The 16,284-nt window shown below is 48.8% G+C and carries 13 protein-coding genes; 9 read left to right on the forward strand and 4 right to left on the reverse strand.

The window, feature by feature from the left end; genetic code table 11:
- Positions 1–9: 9 nt before the first annotated feature.
- Entirely contained in the window at positions 10–2,280 is a 2,271-nt protein-coding gene (locus HPY31_RS21600) for a S8 family serine peptidase (protein WP_172142398.1), read from the forward strand.
- A 49-nt stretch (positions 2,281–2,329) separates the two neighbouring features.
- Here HPY31_RS21600 and HPY31_RS21605 read toward each other — a convergent pair whose 3' ends face one another.
- On the reverse strand, positions 2,330–3,964 hold the full coding sequence (locus HPY31_RS21605) for a PucR family transcriptional regulator (protein ID WP_172142399.1): 1,635 nt from the start codon (positions 3,962–3,964) through the stop codon (positions 2,330–2,332).
- A 131-nt stretch (positions 3,965–4,095) separates the two neighbouring features.
- On the opposite strand from HPY31_RS21605, the gene HPY31_RS21610 reads away from it, so the two are divergent.
- On the forward strand, positions 4,096–5,604 hold the full coding sequence (locus HPY31_RS21610) for a CoA-acylating methylmalonate-semialdehyde dehydrogenase (RefSeq protein ID WP_172142400.1): 1,509 nt from the start codon (positions 4,096–4,098) through the stop codon (positions 5,602–5,604).
- A gap of 30 nt (positions 5,605–5,634) precedes the next feature.
- Positions 5,635–6,999: an aspartate aminotransferase family protein gene (locus HPY31_RS21615; RefSeq protein WP_172142401.1), complete on the forward strand. Its 1,365-nt coding sequence runs from the start codon at positions 5,635–5,637 to the stop codon at positions 6,997–6,999.
- A gap of 83 nt (positions 7,000–7,082) precedes the next feature.
- Here HPY31_RS21615 and HPY31_RS21620 read toward each other — a convergent pair whose 3' ends face one another.
- Positions 7,083–7,406, reverse strand: a complete 324-nt coding sequence (locus HPY31_RS21620; RefSeq protein ID WP_172142402.1) for a MazG nucleotide pyrophosphohydrolase domain-containing protein — start codon at positions 7,404–7,406, stop codon at positions 7,083–7,085.
- A gap of 95 nt (positions 7,407–7,501) precedes the next feature.
- Here HPY31_RS21620 and HPY31_RS21625 point away from each other — a divergent pair, with 95 nt between their 5' ends.
- The 3 genes from HPY31_RS21625 (at position 7,502) to HPY31_RS21635 (ending at position 10,995) form a co-directional block, all read left to right on the forward strand.
- On the forward strand, positions 7,502–8,083 hold the full coding sequence (locus HPY31_RS21625; RefSeq protein WP_172142403.1) for an LOG family protein: 582 nt from the start codon (positions 7,502–7,504) through the stop codon (positions 8,081–8,083).
- Between the two features lie 165 nt (positions 8,084–8,248).
- Positions 8,249–9,550, forward strand: coding sequence for a hypothetical protein (locus tag HPY31_RS21630; RefSeq protein ID WP_172142404.1), 1,302 nt, complete (start codon positions 8,249–8,251; stop codon positions 9,548–9,550).
- Between the two features lie 185 nt (positions 9,551–9,735).
- Positions 9,736–10,995, forward strand: a complete 1,260-nt coding sequence (locus tag HPY31_RS21635) for a hypothetical protein (protein WP_172142405.1) — start codon at positions 9,736–9,738, stop codon at positions 10,993–10,995.
- Positions 10,996–11,005: 10 nt separating this feature from the next.
- Here HPY31_RS21635 and HPY31_RS21640 read toward each other — a convergent pair whose 3' ends face one another.
- A complete protein-coding gene (locus tag HPY31_RS21640; RefSeq protein WP_172142406.1) occupies positions 11,006–11,434 on the reverse strand; it encodes a hypothetical protein in 429 nt (142 codons plus the stop codon).
- Positions 11,435–11,443: 9 nt separating this feature from the next.
- Positions 11,444–11,926: a hypothetical protein gene (locus HPY31_RS21645; RefSeq protein WP_253901895.1), complete on the reverse strand. Its 483-nt coding sequence runs from the start codon at positions 11,924–11,926 to the stop codon at positions 11,444–11,446.
- A 218-nt stretch (positions 11,927–12,144) separates the two neighbouring features.
- Here HPY31_RS21645 and HPY31_RS21650 point away from each other — a divergent pair, with 218 nt between their 5' ends.
- The 3 genes from HPY31_RS21650 to hydA all read left to right on the forward strand — a co-directional run bounded on the left by HPY31_RS21650 (position 12,145) and on the right by hydA (position 16,259).
- Complete coding sequence (locus tag HPY31_RS21650; RefSeq protein ID WP_172142408.1) at positions 12,145–13,491, forward strand: NAD(P)-dependent oxidoreductase; 1,347 nt, start codon at positions 12,145–12,147, stop codon at positions 13,489–13,491.
- A gap of 15 nt (positions 13,492–13,506) precedes the next feature.
- Positions 13,507–14,784 (forward strand): NAD-dependent dihydropyrimidine dehydrogenase subunit PreA, encoded by a 1,278-nt coding sequence (gene preA / locus HPY31_RS21655; RefSeq protein ID WP_172142409.1) that lies wholly within the window; start codon positions 13,507–13,509, stop codon positions 14,782–14,784.
- Between the two features lie 89 nt (positions 14,785–14,873).
- Positions 14,874–16,259, forward strand: a complete 1,386-nt coding sequence (hydA, locus tag HPY31_RS21660; RefSeq protein WP_172142410.1) for a dihydropyrimidinase — start codon at positions 14,874–14,876, stop codon at positions 16,257–16,259.
- Positions 16,260–16,284 lie beyond the last annotated feature (25 nt).

Below are 16,284 nucleotides of genomic sequence, written 5' to 3' on the forward strand. Positions count from 1 at the left end.
GGGGGAAGGGTGTTTGATTTGCGAAAAAAATGGCAGGCAGCTTTATGCACGACACTTGTTCTGACACTTTCACTGGAGGGCATTCCGGCGGATGCCAAGCAAGAGGGAGAGCGTCGGGGCAATATTCAGATCGAAGCGGATAAGGGTCTTGCATTGGACAAGCTTTCGTCGAAAAAGAGAGAGTCTGAGCTCGTCGTTATTCAGTTATCTGGTCCTGTTCGTGAGGAGTGGAAAGAAGAACTGGAAAATCTCGGCGTCACGCTTGGTGATTACATACCGGATTATGCATTCATCGCAAAAATGGAAAATGAACAGGTAAGAAAGGAAGTCGAGGAGCTGTCCTTTGTCGAAGAGGTTATGGCTTATACACCGAAGTCAAAGGTATCGTCCGAGCTTCGCTTTGAAGGAGGCAACAGAGAGCGGGTCGAGGTTGCTGTCATCGGTTTCAACCAACGGGTGGACATGTATCGAACGATGACGAAAATGACGGAGGATCAAGATATACGAGATATTCAAACACCTGAGGATGCTCCACATATTTCAATCGCTAAGATGGATCAGGAAACGATTGAACAAGTGATCGAATCAGATGATGTCATTGCGGTTGTCCCCGTGCCAGAAAACAAGCTGCACAATGATGTGGCAGCTACCATCATTCATTCGGACAAGCTGGCCTTGACAGGGTACACAGGCAAGGGACAAATTGTCGGAGTCGCCGATACCGGACTTGATACAGGGAAGCTCCAAGCGATGCATCCAGATTTTAAGGGCCAGATTGAAAAGCTCATTTCACTTGGCCGACCGAATGATGCGAGTGATGTCCACGGTCATGGTACGCATGTAGCCGGCTCCATTGTAGGCACAGGAGCAGCATCAAATGGACAGTATAGAGGAACGGCACCGGGTGCCAAGCTCGTATTTCATTCCATAGAGAATGCGAAAGGAAAGCTCGTCACGGATGTCGAGACCATTTTGCAGGAGGCATATGAAGAGGGAGCCCGCATTCACTCCAATTCATGGGGGGCGAATGATAAGGGAGAGTACAGCCTGTCATCGCTACTGTTTGATCGCTTTTTATGGGAGCATCCAGATATGACGGTGCTTGTTGCGGCTGGGAACGAAGGCGATAAGGGCTATAAAACGATTGGGAGCCCAGCCACGGCTAAAAACGTCATTGCCGTTGGCGCTACGGAAAATGTTCGTCCCAACTTGGGGAAGAACTCCGATAAAGCGGACGACGTGTGGGTATCGAGTAGTCGTGGGTTAACAGGCGACGGGCGTTTGAAGCCGGATATTGTCGCGCCTGGTACAGCGATCTTGTCCACGCGTTCTTCACTGGCACCGAGCAAAAATTTCTACAAGCGTTTTAACGAACAGTACGCGTATATGAACGGCACGAGCATGGCTACGCCAATTTTAGCGGGCGGTGTGGCACAAATCCGGGAATTTTTGCAGGAAGAAGGGGAAAAAAATCCGAGTGGTGCATTAGTTAAAGCCATGCTGTTGACGAGTGCAGACAACTTGGATGAAGACATGCGAGAGCAAGGCTTCGGACGAGCCAATTTGGCAAATGCGATTAAAACGAACTACAAGGACGAGAAGGACGGCATTCGCACGCGTGAAAAAGTTACGTATAAGGTCAAGGTCTCAGATGATTCCAAGCCGTTGGCAATTACGCTTGCGTGGACGGATTATCCTGCTGCCATTGTCGCAAAGCGTGCACTCGTCAATGATTTGAATCTGAAAGTAACGACACCGAGTGGAGAAAAGCTGAACGGCAACGACTTTTTTGAGGCACCGTACAACGACGAAGTGGACAATCTCAACAACGTCGAGCAAGTATGGATTACCGAGCCGGAACAGGGAACCTACACCGTGACAGTCGAAGGTTATAACATCCCGAAAGGACCTCAGCCGTATGCGCTTGCGACAACGGGAAAATGGCAAAAGGCCGATGACGAGGAAAAGGAAAAGCCACCGGCTGAACAGGAGCCTTTCCGAACAGGTAAGCTGACGAAAAAGCAGAAATACATGGATTATTCCATTCGCGTCAATGAGCCTGGGGATTTGGAATTGTCTGTAGACTGGAAAGAGGATGCAGACGTTGATTTGTACGTGTATAACAGTCGTTCAAAAGAGCTTGCTTCTGCCACAACGTCCAACAGTCCTGAGCAACTAACGGTGAATATCGAACAAACTGGTCTGTATAAAATCCGGGTCATGCTAACGGAAGGCAAAGAAGCGAATTATCGCATGTATATGAATAAGCCAGAAAAATAAATCAAAGACACAACCTTCGTCTCCGAACAGATGAAAGGTTGTGTCTATTTTAATGCTCCTCTTCTTTGCTTAACCACTCCCGTGCACGCATGGCGATTTCCAGGCAAATTCTGTTTTGGGTTGCCGTGTAATTCTCACCGAGAATTTCTGCGATTTTTTCCAAGCGATGATAGAGCGTTTGACGATGAATGAACAGTTTTTCCGCCGCCTCCTGCTTGGAGAGGTTACTATCCAAATAGACACGTAGCGTATGAACGAGCGAGGAGCCATGTGCTTGGTCGTGGGCTAACAGCGGGCCGAGGTAATCGCTGATGAAGGACTTTAGCACAGGCTCACTAGGTACGTGGAACAGGAGTCGGAACAATCCGAGATCAGCGAAAAACGGACTGGATGATTCCTGACAAAAAGCTAGAGCCTGTTCCGCCTCCGCGAGGTGCCGCCCAGCGTCTGACAACCGTTTTCCGGCTCGACTAACGCCCATCCGTATGGGAATATCGACTCCCAGCATTTGCGACATGATCCTTTTGACCTCGCGAAAGGCTTTTTCAAGGGTGCGACGAGAATCTGCAAGCGGTCGTTGTTCGATCAGCAAAAAATAAAAGCGATGTCCCATGCAGCGTATGAAAGGACGAAAATGATGACGAGTCAATAGTGAACGGAAGATAGCCGTCAGATCGTGCGGTGGAAGGGAATCCTCGGCCAAGTTCTTCGGCTTCTCAAACGATAAAATAATCATGTGATAGCCAGTTGCTTTACTGCTGCCTGTGATACCGAGCAAGGAACGCATTTGCTCCTCTGGTATGGAGCGATTGGCAATCAAATCATCAAACAGACGGTTTTCCGTAGCAAGTGCCTGTTCCTCCACAAACATTTTCCGCATTAATATTTGGGCCATCGCGCTGACCGTATTGTCTAAGGTCAAGAGCAAATACTCATCCGGACTGCGTTCATACAAAACAATGCCGACATAAGCGAGCACGTACCCCATTGCCATCACGGGTTGATAGGCAAGCTGTCTGGTCGTCGATAGAGAAAGGAAGCGGACACCAGCTTCACTACTATCCAGTTCGGAAAAATGGGACCGCATTAAATCGCTCATTTCCACTGCAACATCATGCGGTACCACTGGGGCAAATTGTGTGGAGCCATCTGGGGCGTAATAGAAGACCTGCGTCTGAACCGCCACCTGAAAATGCTGCAATAGCTTGAGTATGCCCGCTGCCTGCAGACTGAGCTGTTGCAAACTGCGAGAGTAGGCTTCGAGATTGCGGAGTGCTTGCATCTGTGCATGGATCAAATGCTCGTGCAAATCTTGCGTGATGTCCACAAAGCGGACAGGCTGATGAAAGACGAGCAATGGAAACTGGTGGTGGTTCGCCAGCTCGAGCATATCTTCAGGGATGGAGGGGATGTAACGTCCCAGCTCGATGCATAGCCCGACTGCTTTTCGCCGAATCAGCTCTGTTAAATAGGCAAGTCGCTTTTCCTTTTCTTCGCCAAATCCGAGTCCGGTTGATAGGATCAGCTCGCCGCCATTTAAAAACTGACCCGTATCGGCAGTCTCCAAGACGTGAACCCAGCGAACAGGACGGGACAAGCCACGATGCCCCGCTACCACTTGGGCATGCTGAAACAACGGACGCTTGATGATTTCTGCAATGGTCAGGCGCAAATCGTTGCTCATCAGGATCACCTCTTCATTTACACTCTGTATGATTAACCCTACGGAATGCGTTGCGTTTTGTCTAGTGCTGACAGGCGTTATTTTTGGATAAAATGGAATTGTCAATTAATAGATTGTGAGGAGTTGAAGGGATGAACACAGCTATCGTTGGAAATCCGTTGAAAAACTACATTGGGGGCCAGTGGGTAGATTCACTGACGACACGTTTTGAAGATGTACCTAATCCGGCAACAGGAGAGTTGTTGTCACGCGTACCACTGTCGACGAGAGAAGATGTGGACAAGGCTGTTGCTGCTGCAAAGGAAGCGTTTGTGAGCTGGAGTGCTACCCCTGTTGTGGATCGTGCGCGCATTATGTTTCGTTTTCATAGTCTTCTCGTCAAGCACGAGGATGAACTCGCCCGGATGATTACCATGGAGAACGGCAAAAATCTCCCTGAGGCACAGGCAGAGCTATTGCGAGGGCTGGAAATGGTAGAGTTCGCTTGTGGGATGCCGACACTGATGATGGGAGAAACATTGCCCAATATCGCAAACAGCATCGACAGTCAGGTGATCCGCTTTCCATTGGGGGTAGTCGGCGGGATTACACCATTTAACTTCCCTGTGATGGTCCCGATGTGGATGTACCCGATTGCGATTACCGCAGGAAATACGTTTATTCTGAAGCCGTCGGAGCGAACGCCGCTGTCTTCGATTCGAATTGCTGAATTGCTAAAGGAAGCAGGGCTGCCAGACGGTGTATTCAATGTGGTAAACGGAGCGCATGATGTCGTCAATGGTCTGTTGGAGCATCCAGACGTAAAAGCGATCTCATTTGTCGGCTCGCAACCGGTTGCAGAATACGTGTACAAAACAGCAGCGACGAACGGGAAGCGCGTGCAAGCATTGGCTGGAGCGAAAAATCACCATTTGGTCATGCCAGACACGGATTTGAAGCGCGCGGCAAAAACAATTACGAGCTCCGCATTCGGCTGTGCAGGAGAGCGGTGTATGGCAGCCAGCGCTGTAGTAGCTGTCGAGGAGATTGCCGATGAGCTGATCGCGCATCTGATCGAGGAAGCGAATGCTCTCGCGATGGGGAATGGTTTGGAGGAGGGCATCGACCTCGGTCCTGTCATCCGTGATTCGCATCTGTCCAAAGTACATGACTATATCGAAAAAGGTGTTGCGTCTGGTGCCGCTCTGGTTCGTGATGGTCGCGAGGACGCGCAAAAGCTGCCGGATGGCTACTTCCTCGGGCCAACGATTTTTGACAAGGCAGATGCCGAAATGGTAATTGTTCGCGACGAGATTTTCGCGCCTGTCCTGAGTGTCATGCGTGTGAAGGACTTTGAAGAGGGCTTGGAGACGATCAGTCGCTCGCGTTTTGGCAATGGGGCGACCATTTACACAAACAACGGAAAATGGGGAAGAGAATTCGTTCAACAAGTGGAAGCGGGGATGGTCGGTGTCAATGTAGGGGTGCCTGCTCCGATGGGCTTCTTTGCTTTCTCGGGCTGGAAACAGTCCTTTTACGGTGATTTGCATGCAAATGGAAAAGATGGCGTTCTCTTTTTCACGAAGAAAAAAACGGTTACATCCAGATGGTTCGAAGATGGTGATACCAGCATAGGCTCGCAAAAAGTTTTTGTAAAATAACTGCTTGCGAAAAAGAAGGAGGATTGTGCGATGGAGCAAGGACAGGTGACGAAAGATTTTGATAAAGAAAGCTTGCTGGATGCAGACCGTTCGCATATGTGGCACCATATGTCCCCCTACAACCCTAATCCGATGATCGTAACCGAAGCGAACGGATCGTGGATCACCGATATCGATGGGAATCGGTACCTGGATGGGATGTCTGGCTTGTGGTGCGTCAACGTTGGCTATGGCCGACAGGAGCTCGCAGACGCTGCTTACGAGCAGTTGAAGCAATTGGCCTATTTTCCACTCACACAAAGCCACGTCCCTGCTATTCGTCTATCCGAGAAGATCAGCGAATGGCTTGGGGAGGAGTATCGCGTATTTTTTTCCAACAGCGGCTCGGAAGCGAACGAGGTCGCATTCAAGATTGCCCGTCAATATCATCACCAGAACGGGGAGCCTGGCCGCTACAAATTCATTTCGCGCCATCGTGCTTACCACGGGAATACGATGGGCGCTCTCGCTGCAACTGGTCAATCCATACGTAAGGAAAAATACGAGCCATTAGCGCCTGGCTTCCTTCATGTGCCGCCGCCTTACTGTTATCGCTGTCCGGCTGGAAAATCGTATGGCAAATGCAATCTGGAGTGCGCCCAATATTACGATCAAGTGATCAATTGGGAAGGCGAGAAGACAGTGGCTGCCGTCATCATGGAGCCGACCATTACCGGGGGAGGCGTCCTCGTTCCATCGCCGGAATACATGCCAAAAGTTCGGGAAATCTGCGATAAGTACGGTGTGTTGATGATCGTGGATGAGGTCATCTGCGGATTTGGTCGCTCCGGTCAAAAATTCGGGCACCAAAATTTCGGAATCAAGCCAGATATCGTGACCATGGCCAAAGGTATTACGAGCGCCTACTTGCCACTTTCTGCAACGGCTGTACGGGCAGAAATCGCAGACAAATTCAATGAGCAGGGGAATAATCTGCATTTCCGTCATGTCAATACATTCGGCGGTAATCCGGCAGCATGTGCACTTGCCCTGAAAAATCTCGAAATTTTAGAAGAGGAAAAACTGGTGGAGAGAGCCGAGGAACTCGGTGCAGAATTGCGTGCCAAGCTGGCTTTTCTCGCAGATCATCCATACGTTGGAGACATTCGCAGCTTCGGCTTCCTGATGGGGATCGAGATGGTAGAGGATCGTAATACGAAGGAGCCCGCGGCGCCAGCGAAATTGACGCAGGTGATTACCGAGTGCAAGAAGCGGGGGTTAATCATCGGGCGCAATGGCGACACGATTCCTGGCTTCAACAATGTGCTGACACTCTCGCCACCGTTTACTACGACGAGCGATGATATCGATTTTATTTCGCAGGTGATGAAGGAAGCCTTTGATACATTGGAATAAGAATAGCTTGGACGAAAAAATGAATAGATGAAAGCAGCGGGAGACTAGGAGATGCGAAAATTCTAGTCTACCGCTGTATTTATTTAACGATGTTGCTGATAGCGCTTTTGCAGCTTCGCTCGATGTGCGTCCAAAATTTCCTCAAAAGGAACCTCGTATTGGTTTGCCAGCAAGATTAAATTCCCAAGTACATCGCCTAGCTCTTCCACCAGCTCCTGCCGTGCTTCCGCTGCGGGCCTTTCCCCTTCATCAGGACGATCTCGACCGATTTCAATGGCGCGTACAGCTCTTGCCAGCTCGCCAGTCTCTTCCATCAGGAAACCTACACGAATAAATGGCCCGTACCCTGTCCAACCTCGTTCTTGATAAAAATCCCCAACCCATTTTTGGAACTCAGTTATATTCATATATATCTGTCCCTTCCTGATTTTAGTATAATTATATGACACGCAAAGAAATTTAGGAAAAGCCATTCTACTTCAACAAGTTTTGGGAGGATGACATGAAACGTATTTGTGTTTATGCAGGTTCCAATCCTGGTGTGAATCCACTTTTTGAGCGGTACGCCCAGGAGTTGGGAAAAGAACTGGTCGCTCGTGGTCTTGAATTGGTCTATGGTGGTTCCAGCATGGGACTGATGGGGCGCGTTGCAAATGCAGTGCTGGAAGGCGATGGAAAAGCGATCGGCGTCATGCCTACAGGACTGTTCCGCGGAGAAATCGTACATAAAGGGCTGACAGAATTGCATGAGGTCCTGACGATGCACGAGCGCAAAGCGAAAATGATCGATTTGTCTGATGGCTTCATTGCTTTGCCAGGCGGATTGGGTACCTTTGAAGAAATTTTTGAAGTGGTGAGCTGGGGGCAAATTGGCATTCACCAAAAGCCAATTGGACTGCTGAACGTGGATGGATACTATACCCCGTTGATGCAAATGGTAGCGCATGCGACTGAAGCCGGATTTATTCCTGCTATGCAGGGCGAATTGATTCTGTGCGAGAGTGATCCCGCTGTTTTGCTAGATCGAATGAGAGATTACACACCACCAGTGAAAGTGAACAAGTGGTCGGAATTGGAAAAATAAGAACGTAAAAAATAACCCGAAGCCCTCCGATTGTGGGAGGATTTCGGGTTGTGCTAGTTATTGACAGGATGAATGCAGGAGTGTTAATGTAGTTGATTATATCCCTAGTAAACGCATAGGAATAATATTAATATGATTCGTCTTCATACGTCAGGAGGATTCTTCATGAACAGATCAGCGAAATGGCTACAACTCTCCACTTCAGCAGCCGTACTCTCAGCGGCGCTCGTTTTTCCAACGGCAGTCGGTGCTGCAACGAAAACAACCGTTGAAGCACACGCAGAGTGGAACAGCTTTTTGCAGCAACAATACGGTGTGACTTTTGACAAGACAGTGACTCGCGAGCAATTTGAGAAAGCGTTGCTCAAGATCGTATCTGCTACCACAAGTATATCGGAAAAAGACTTGTCAGCCAAAACTTTCTTGCCTGTATCCAAAGATTCCTCCAAGCTGCTTGTATGGGAAGCGGTCAGTGCTGCTGCAAAAGCGGCAGAGTTAAAGGAGCTCGGGTATACATATAGCGAGGAAAAAGTAGCGAGTGCCTTGAAAAAAGCAGGGATTTCGTATAAAAAAGGCGGCACGCTTACCTTGCAGGCGGCACAAGAGCTGGCTGTGGCCGTTGACATGGGGCTTGTGTCCGCCAGTGCCTTGAAGTCAGCTTCGGTAGAAGGGGCAGCATCCGCAGAGCTTGCGAGTCAATTGCTAGCAAAAGTAGCAGAATTCCATGGCTCAGCGAAAAACTATTTGGGAACAATCGCCGATGAAGAGATTTTTGGCAAGCTCGCTCAAGCATGGAATGAATCGCAAATCATCAAAGCTGGTGAACTACAAGAGCTCATAGACAAAGGCTTGAAGCAAAACCTGATTACTGGCTACAATCTGAAGGATGCTGCATTCGATCCTCATTTTGATCCACAGCGCACGATTACGTATGGGCATAGTGATATTGCTCACGCTATTCAATTAATCGGCCTGTTAAAAAGTGAAGGCGTCGATGCCAAGGTCCAATTTGAGCCAAAAACATCTGCCTTCATTTATCTGAAAGAATGGGGAGAGCCTATTCAAACAGCCGATTATCAGGTGGTTCAGATTGAAAACGGCAACTACATTGCGTATGCCAAGGAGTACGATCTCAGCCTGGAATTCGATAGCGTAGAGGCGAAGAAGAAGTTCCAGCCACTTGTTTTGAAATATGCCAAACGGGATCAAGAGGACATGACCGGATTGCTCAAGGCTTCTTGGTGGCAGCCGCTTTATCATTCTCGTACGGAGCTAGCAGATTATGCCGTCATTACGAACAACGTGTTAAAAGATGGTCGTTATGTCGTGCAGTCTTTCTCCCTGAATGAAGAATCACCAAAAGTCGTGGAAGGCTTCCGGAAGCTGAATGACAAGGTAAAGGTAGAGACATACAAGTTTTGGGTGGATCAACCGTTCTTCAATTATCTCAACGGCGAATCGAAATAAATACCATGCATCGAAAAGCGTCCTTCCCTTCAGTGAAATGGGGAAAGGACGCTTTATTCTGTTACATTGATAATGGGTTAAAAAACTTTTTAGCGGATTTTGTCTATTTCTGGTATAATTTAGGGATAACCGTTGTTTTATGACGATAGTTGTATAGTCATGCTGATAGTTTGGGAGGGAATGAAGTGGAAAAGAAAGCGATAATGCTACTGTTGTCCTGTTGTTTGTTCGCTTCAACAGCATTCGCAGCAAACGCATCAACGACAATGCCAACCGCAACGCAAAGCGGTACTGGAACATCCGTGCAGGCACCAGCAGATTTGTCAAAAGGGCTGCTCGTGAATACCTTCACTTCCCATCAGTGGAAACAAGATTCGCTCACGAAGCTTCTGGGGAAATCCGTGAAAGAATTTGATGATTATGTGTATTATCCACAAGGAATCAGCATGAAGTGGGACGAAAACAAGCAAGCGTTTGCCGTTCTCGTTGAACCTTCCTATAAAGGCGAAGTTGTAAAAGGGATTACGACCTCTAAAAGAAAAGACGAGATCATCCGAATCTTGGGTAAACCACATTTTTCAGATGAAAAGCTTGCATTGATTGGCTATGCCGAACAGGGTTATCACTTGTTCTTCACGTTCACACAGGATAAAGTAAAAGCCATTTCTATTTATCGTCGCGATCAGATCGCCGATACAAAAGCGCTTGTTGATATGGCTAAAAACTTGCAAGACTATGGTGAAAAATTAGGGGCACCCGCAGAATATGCTGATTTTTCTATCTTTGGTGCTTGGGGTAAGCCGGATTTTTCGTATCACCTTAGAGGAATCGGTACATACGCCTGGGAGTATCCATCCAGAGGCATCGCCTACGATGGTATGCCAGATGATGCAACGCTAACCATCTACAGTAATTTTGGGAGCAAAGACAAGCTCGCAGATTTGAAAAACGTAAAGAACATCATCTTTTCCAAAGAAGATTCCCTGTTCCTGATCGAAAAACTGAGAATCGAATCGGAAAAAGAAACAATCGAATTGGCAAAAAAAGCTGGAATTCCTTCACCAGACAAGAAAAAAATTGCCGTGATCGATTCAGACAATTTGTACAATAATGCGAATCTACGTTTCTACCAGCCAGATTACACACCGCTAGCTCAACTGTATCCAGGTTATTTTATCGATGAAGTAACATGGCTGGACAACAACTGGATCTTGTATCAGACCATGATGGGTGTGGGAGTTTATCATGTCGTGACCCATGAAAAGATAGAAATTGTAGGGATGGAGAAAAAGGCAAACGAGCCGTTTGATATGCTGGATGTCCTTTCAGTCAAGCCGGATCTGACGAAAAAAGCAATTGTGTTTGAAGTTGGCATGAAAGAGAAGAAACAGACTTACACAGTGCGCTATCAAATCACGGGTAACAAAATCACGTTCTCCTGGTAAAGAGGAGGAACTAGTGCTCTTTTTTGGCACTGATGGGCGAGATGGCTGCTTCCTTCTCGGCCAAATACGAGCGCATGCCTCGAACAAACAACTCACGAAGGACTTCCTGCTGTGTTTTGCTGCTGACAAGAGAGCGAATGAGCTCTAGCTCAGCTACCAATTCTGAATCAAGGTGAAGGTTGACAGTCTTCCCTTTGGTCCGTGGGTGCAGCTCGTAGTAATCCGTTGATTTTTTTACGATTCCTTCGAGGACAACAGCTTCGTCCAACCATTCCTGGACAGGGATATACAAGCATGGTGCTTCCAAAATAATATGGGTCAGTTCTTCGCTAAAGCGTATGGCGAGGGTCTGGCCCTTTTTTTTATGCAAGTCGCGGATTTGTCGTGATCTCTCTTGATTGGAAACTGTATTTTCCAGCGTGAGTACGGCCAGTTCCATAGTGCCTCCTTATGGGATGAGCAGTTCTTCTTCTGGTACCGACAACAATACTTCTCCCGTTTTTTCCAATTGGACTTGGTAGGTGAAGTGCTGATCGCTTCGCTCGATGGATGTGATGATTCCCCAGCAGCAATCCCTCTTTCTTGTGAGTTGGACACGATCCAAAACCTCGTAGCTCGGGCGAAGATACCCTTTTTTATATAGATAAGTGAGTACGGATTCTCGAGGAAAAAGAAATCGTTTGTTTCCTTGTTTACTGACCAACAGGGGGAAGGACTCCCGTTCGTCTATACAATCCCCTAAAAAGCCTTGATCTGCCCAGCGTTTGACGGTAGCCATACTGCCAGCACGACCGGCTTTTGACTCCAGGAGGTCGAGTATTTCGCGCGAAGAGAGAAACGCTTTGCGCTTTTCGAGTTGCGTCAGGTAGTTTTTGCGCTCGGCTTCCAATTGGCTGAGAAGCGCATATGCTTCCGCGATTTTTTGTTTCATGATCCTGATCTCCAGGTCGTAATCCTTCATACGGGATGGCCCTTTCTACCTTAGTTTGTTGTTATCCTATTCGAACATGAAATCATTCATGTCAATCCAAGCAGAATTGATTTCGCTTCCTCACTAGGCAAATACGAAATGGAACAATCATAAAAAAGCGAATTCGCACATTGATTAATAGCAAGCAAGTTTAGATCTGGTGAGGAGGTTGTGGACCGATGAGCATTCCCAATGAGCTCGCGAAAAATTTCTCGGAAGTCGTGCCTGCCCTAAAACCGATGGAAGCCATCCATGAAGCGAATCGCTGCTTGTATTGCTACGACGCACCCTGTATTAAGGCTTGTCCCACGTCGATCGACATCCCTTCCTTCATCAAAAAAATTGCGACCGGGAATTTGTTTGGATCAGCCCGGACGATCATGGAATCGAATCCCGTCGGGGCGAGCTGCGCGCGCGTATGTCCAACCGAGGAGCTGTGTGAAGGTGCCTGTGTACTCAATTCAGCCTCCAAGCCCATCATGATCGGCCTGCTCCAGCGTCACGCGACAGACTGGGCAATCCAAAATCAGGCCACGCTTTTTTCAAGAGGCGAAGCAAATGGAAAACGGGTAGCCATCGTCGGAGCGGGCCCTGCGGGATTATCAGCAGCGCGTGAGCTTGCGCGCCTCGGCTACGCGGTTACGGTATTTGAAGCAAAGGATAAAGCGGGGGGATTGAACACGTACGGTATCGTGTCATTCCGTCTGCCACAGGAAATTTCGCTATGGGAAGTAGAGCAAGTAGAGGCATTGGGGGTAGAGATACGAACGCATACACGAATCGGCGAGGATGTGTCGCCAGATGAGCTACTTGACCAGTATGACTCCATCCTGTTGGCAGTCGGTATGGGCAATGTCCCTCAGTTGAATATCCCGGGAGAAGAACTGGAAGGTGTTCTCGATGCCATCGCACTTGTGGAGGAGACCAAGACCAAGCCACTATCAGACGAGATGTTTGGCAAAAAAGTCGTGATCATCGGTGCGGGGAATACGGCAATTGACGCTGCCACCTGTTCGAAACGGTTGGGTGCAGACAATGTCCAGATTCTGTACCGGCGGACCGTTCAGGAGATGTCCTGTTATCAGTTTGAGTACGAATTCGCCAAGCAAGATGGCGTAGAATTTCGCTGGCTCGTTGCCCCAACGCGTGTACTCGAGGAAAACGGACGAGTGAAGGGATTGGAACTGGTGCGCATGGAGCTGGGTGAGCCGGATGAGAAAGGAAGAAAGCGTCCAGTAGAAATTCCAGGCAGTCATTTTGTCATCGAGGTCGATTATGTCGTCAAAGCGATCGGACAAAACAGACATCTGTCTTTACTTGAAGCATTTGGGCTCCAACATCGCAATGGAATTGTCGAGGTCGAGGAAGGCACCTATCGAACCTCCCATGTCAAAGTTTACGCGGCGGGCGATGTCATTTTTGGTGGAGGCAAAACAGATGCGATGGTCGTCGATGCAGCCAATCACGGGAAACGAGCGGCTCATGCTATCCACCAATCGCTCAGTGATCGAGAACAGCCAGTATAAAGGAGGAGAACGATCATGGCAGATCTCAGCATTAATCTGGGGGGAATTCAATCCCCGAATCCATTTTGGTTGGCCTCTGCGCCGCCGACCAATTCAGGCTACCAAGTACAGCGTGCCTTTGAAGCGGGCTGGGGTGGCGCGGTCTGGAAGACACTCGGAGAACCGATCATCAACGTCACCTCTCGCTTTGCCGGTCTAAACTTTGGGGGACAGCGCGTCTTTGGTTTCAACAACATTGAACTGATTACGGACAAACCGCTCGAGGTCAATTTGAAGGAAATGGATGAAACGAAGCGGCGTTTTCCGAAGCATACGTTGATTGCGTCGCTAATGGTTGAACATAAACGGGAAGCATGGCACGAGATTGTCAAAAAGGTAGAGGCAATCGGCGTAGACGGTCTGGAATTGAATTTTGGCTGTCCGCACGGCATGGCAGAACGCGGGATGGGTTCTGCGGTTGGTCAGCATCCAGATTTAATCCGGCAACAGGTCGAATGGGTAAAAGAAGTCGCCCAAACCCCTGTCATCGTCAAGCTCACCCCAAACATTACGGACATTCGCTTTACTGCACGAGCCGCGAGCCAGGGAGGGGCAGATGCCATCAGCATGATCAACACGATTAACAGCTTGATGGGGGTTGATCTCGACAGATGGCTGCCGATCCCACACGTGGATGGAAAAGGGGCGCACGGCGGCTATTGTGGACCAGCAGTCAAACCAATCGCCCTGAATATGGTCGCAGAATGTGCACGCGATCCCAAGGTTGGTATTCCGATCTCTGGTATTGGAGGAATCTCTGATTGGCGCGATACTGTTGAATTTTTGCTGATGGGTGCAACAGGTGTTCAAGTATGTACAGCTGCCATGCATCATGGATTCCGGATCGTCGAAGACATGATTGATGGGCTTACTAATTACCTGGATCAGCGCGGAATTGCCTCTGTGATGGACATTGTCGGAAAAGCCGTGCATACGTACTCGGATTGGGGCCATCTGAATTTAAATTACAAGGTCGTGGCACGCATCCATGAAGAGACCTGTATCAATTGCAACAAGTGTCATATCGCTTGTGAGGATACCTCGCATCAATGCATCGACATTGTTCCTGATGCAGTATCAGGCAAAGAGCGCTTGGTGGTACGAGAAGAAGATTGTGTAGGCTGTAATTTGTGCTCCATCGTTTGTCCAGTGGAAGGAACGATCGAGATGGTCGAGATCCCGAGCGACAAACCTCCTCTCAGCTGGAATCAGCGGCAGGCGGCGTTGGCTGCGGGTGGTAGCTGCGAGCTGTAGAGCAATCATGTTTTCGGCGTGGGATGCATAGCGTGTAGAAGGGAAGGCATGTCTACTTAGTGACGGGTTGAAGGGGAGATGATCATCGGATGAAAAAATGGATTCGAAATGGCACAGTCGTGACAGCGTCAGACACGTATCAGGCGGACATTTTGATCGAAGGGGAAAAGGTAGTCGCAATTGGCTCCAATCTGGATGGGAAAGATGCTGAAATGATCGATGCTACCGGGTACTACGTTTTCCCAGGAGGGATTGACCCACATACCCATCTCGATATGCCTTTTGGCGGAACGGTTACTTCCGATAACTTTTATACAGGCACGAAGGCAGCAGCCTTTGGCGGGACGACGAGCATCATCGATTTTTGCCTGACGAATAAAGGGGAGCCATTGCATTCATCCATTTCGACCTGGCACGAAAAAGCAAGAGGGAAAGCGGTCATTGACTACGGCTTTCACCTGATGGTTTCAGATGCGAACGATCAAGTACTCGAGGAATTAGGAGCAGTCGTACGAAATGAAGGGATTACTTCGCTCAAAGTATTCATGGCCTACAAAAATGTGTTGATGGCCGATGATGAGACCTTATTTAAAACATTGGTTCGCGCTAAGGAACTAGGTGCCCTGGTACAGGTCCATGCAGAGAATGGAGACGTTTTGGATTATTTGATCAAGCAGGCAATTGCCAAAGGGCAGACAGACCCCGTGTACCACGCCTACACCCGCCCTCCTGAAGCGGAAGGAGAAGCGACGGGACGTGCAATCGCATTGACGGCACTGGCAGATGCCCAGCTGTATGTCGTGCATGTATCGTGTGCAGAGGCAGTGCGCCGGATCGCAGAGGCTCGGGAAAAAGGATGGAATGTGTACGGGGAGACATGCCCGCAATATTTAGTACTCGACATTACGGATCTACAGAAGCCGGGCTTTGAAGGGGCGAAGTACGTCTGGTCCCCTCCACTCCGGGAAAAGTGGAATCAGGACGTCTTGTGGAACGCGTTGAAAAACGGCATCTTGCAAACGGTTGGTTCCGATCATTGCTCCTTTAATTTCTCCGGACAAAAAGAACTGGGGCTGGGGGATTTCACAAAAATCCCGAATGGTGGACCAATCATTGAGGACCGCATGCGCCTCCTCTTCTCGGAAGGCGTAGCAAAGGACAAGATCAGTCTCAATCAGTTCGTCGATATGACCTCTACGAAAGTAGCCAAATTGTTCGGGATGTTCCCGCAAAAAGGAACGATTGCGGTAGGTTCGGACGCGGATATTGTATTGTTTGATCCAACGGTTACGCGCACGATCTCTGTTGAAACGCACCATATGAATGTCGACTACAATCCATTTGAAGGGATGGTGGTGAACGGCGATATCATCTCGGTGCTTTCGCGTGGCTCATTTGTCATTCGCGATCAGCAATTCGTCGGTCAAGCCGGGACTGGACGCTTTGTAAAACGATCGACCTTTGCAAGACCGTAATAAGGGAGAGCGTAAAAAGGCGAGG

This window comes from Brevibacillus sp. HB1.3 (assembly GCF_013186635.1).
GTDB classification, from domain to species: Bacteria; Bacillota; Bacilli; order Brevibacillales; family Brevibacillaceae; genus Brevibacillus; species Brevibacillus brevis_D.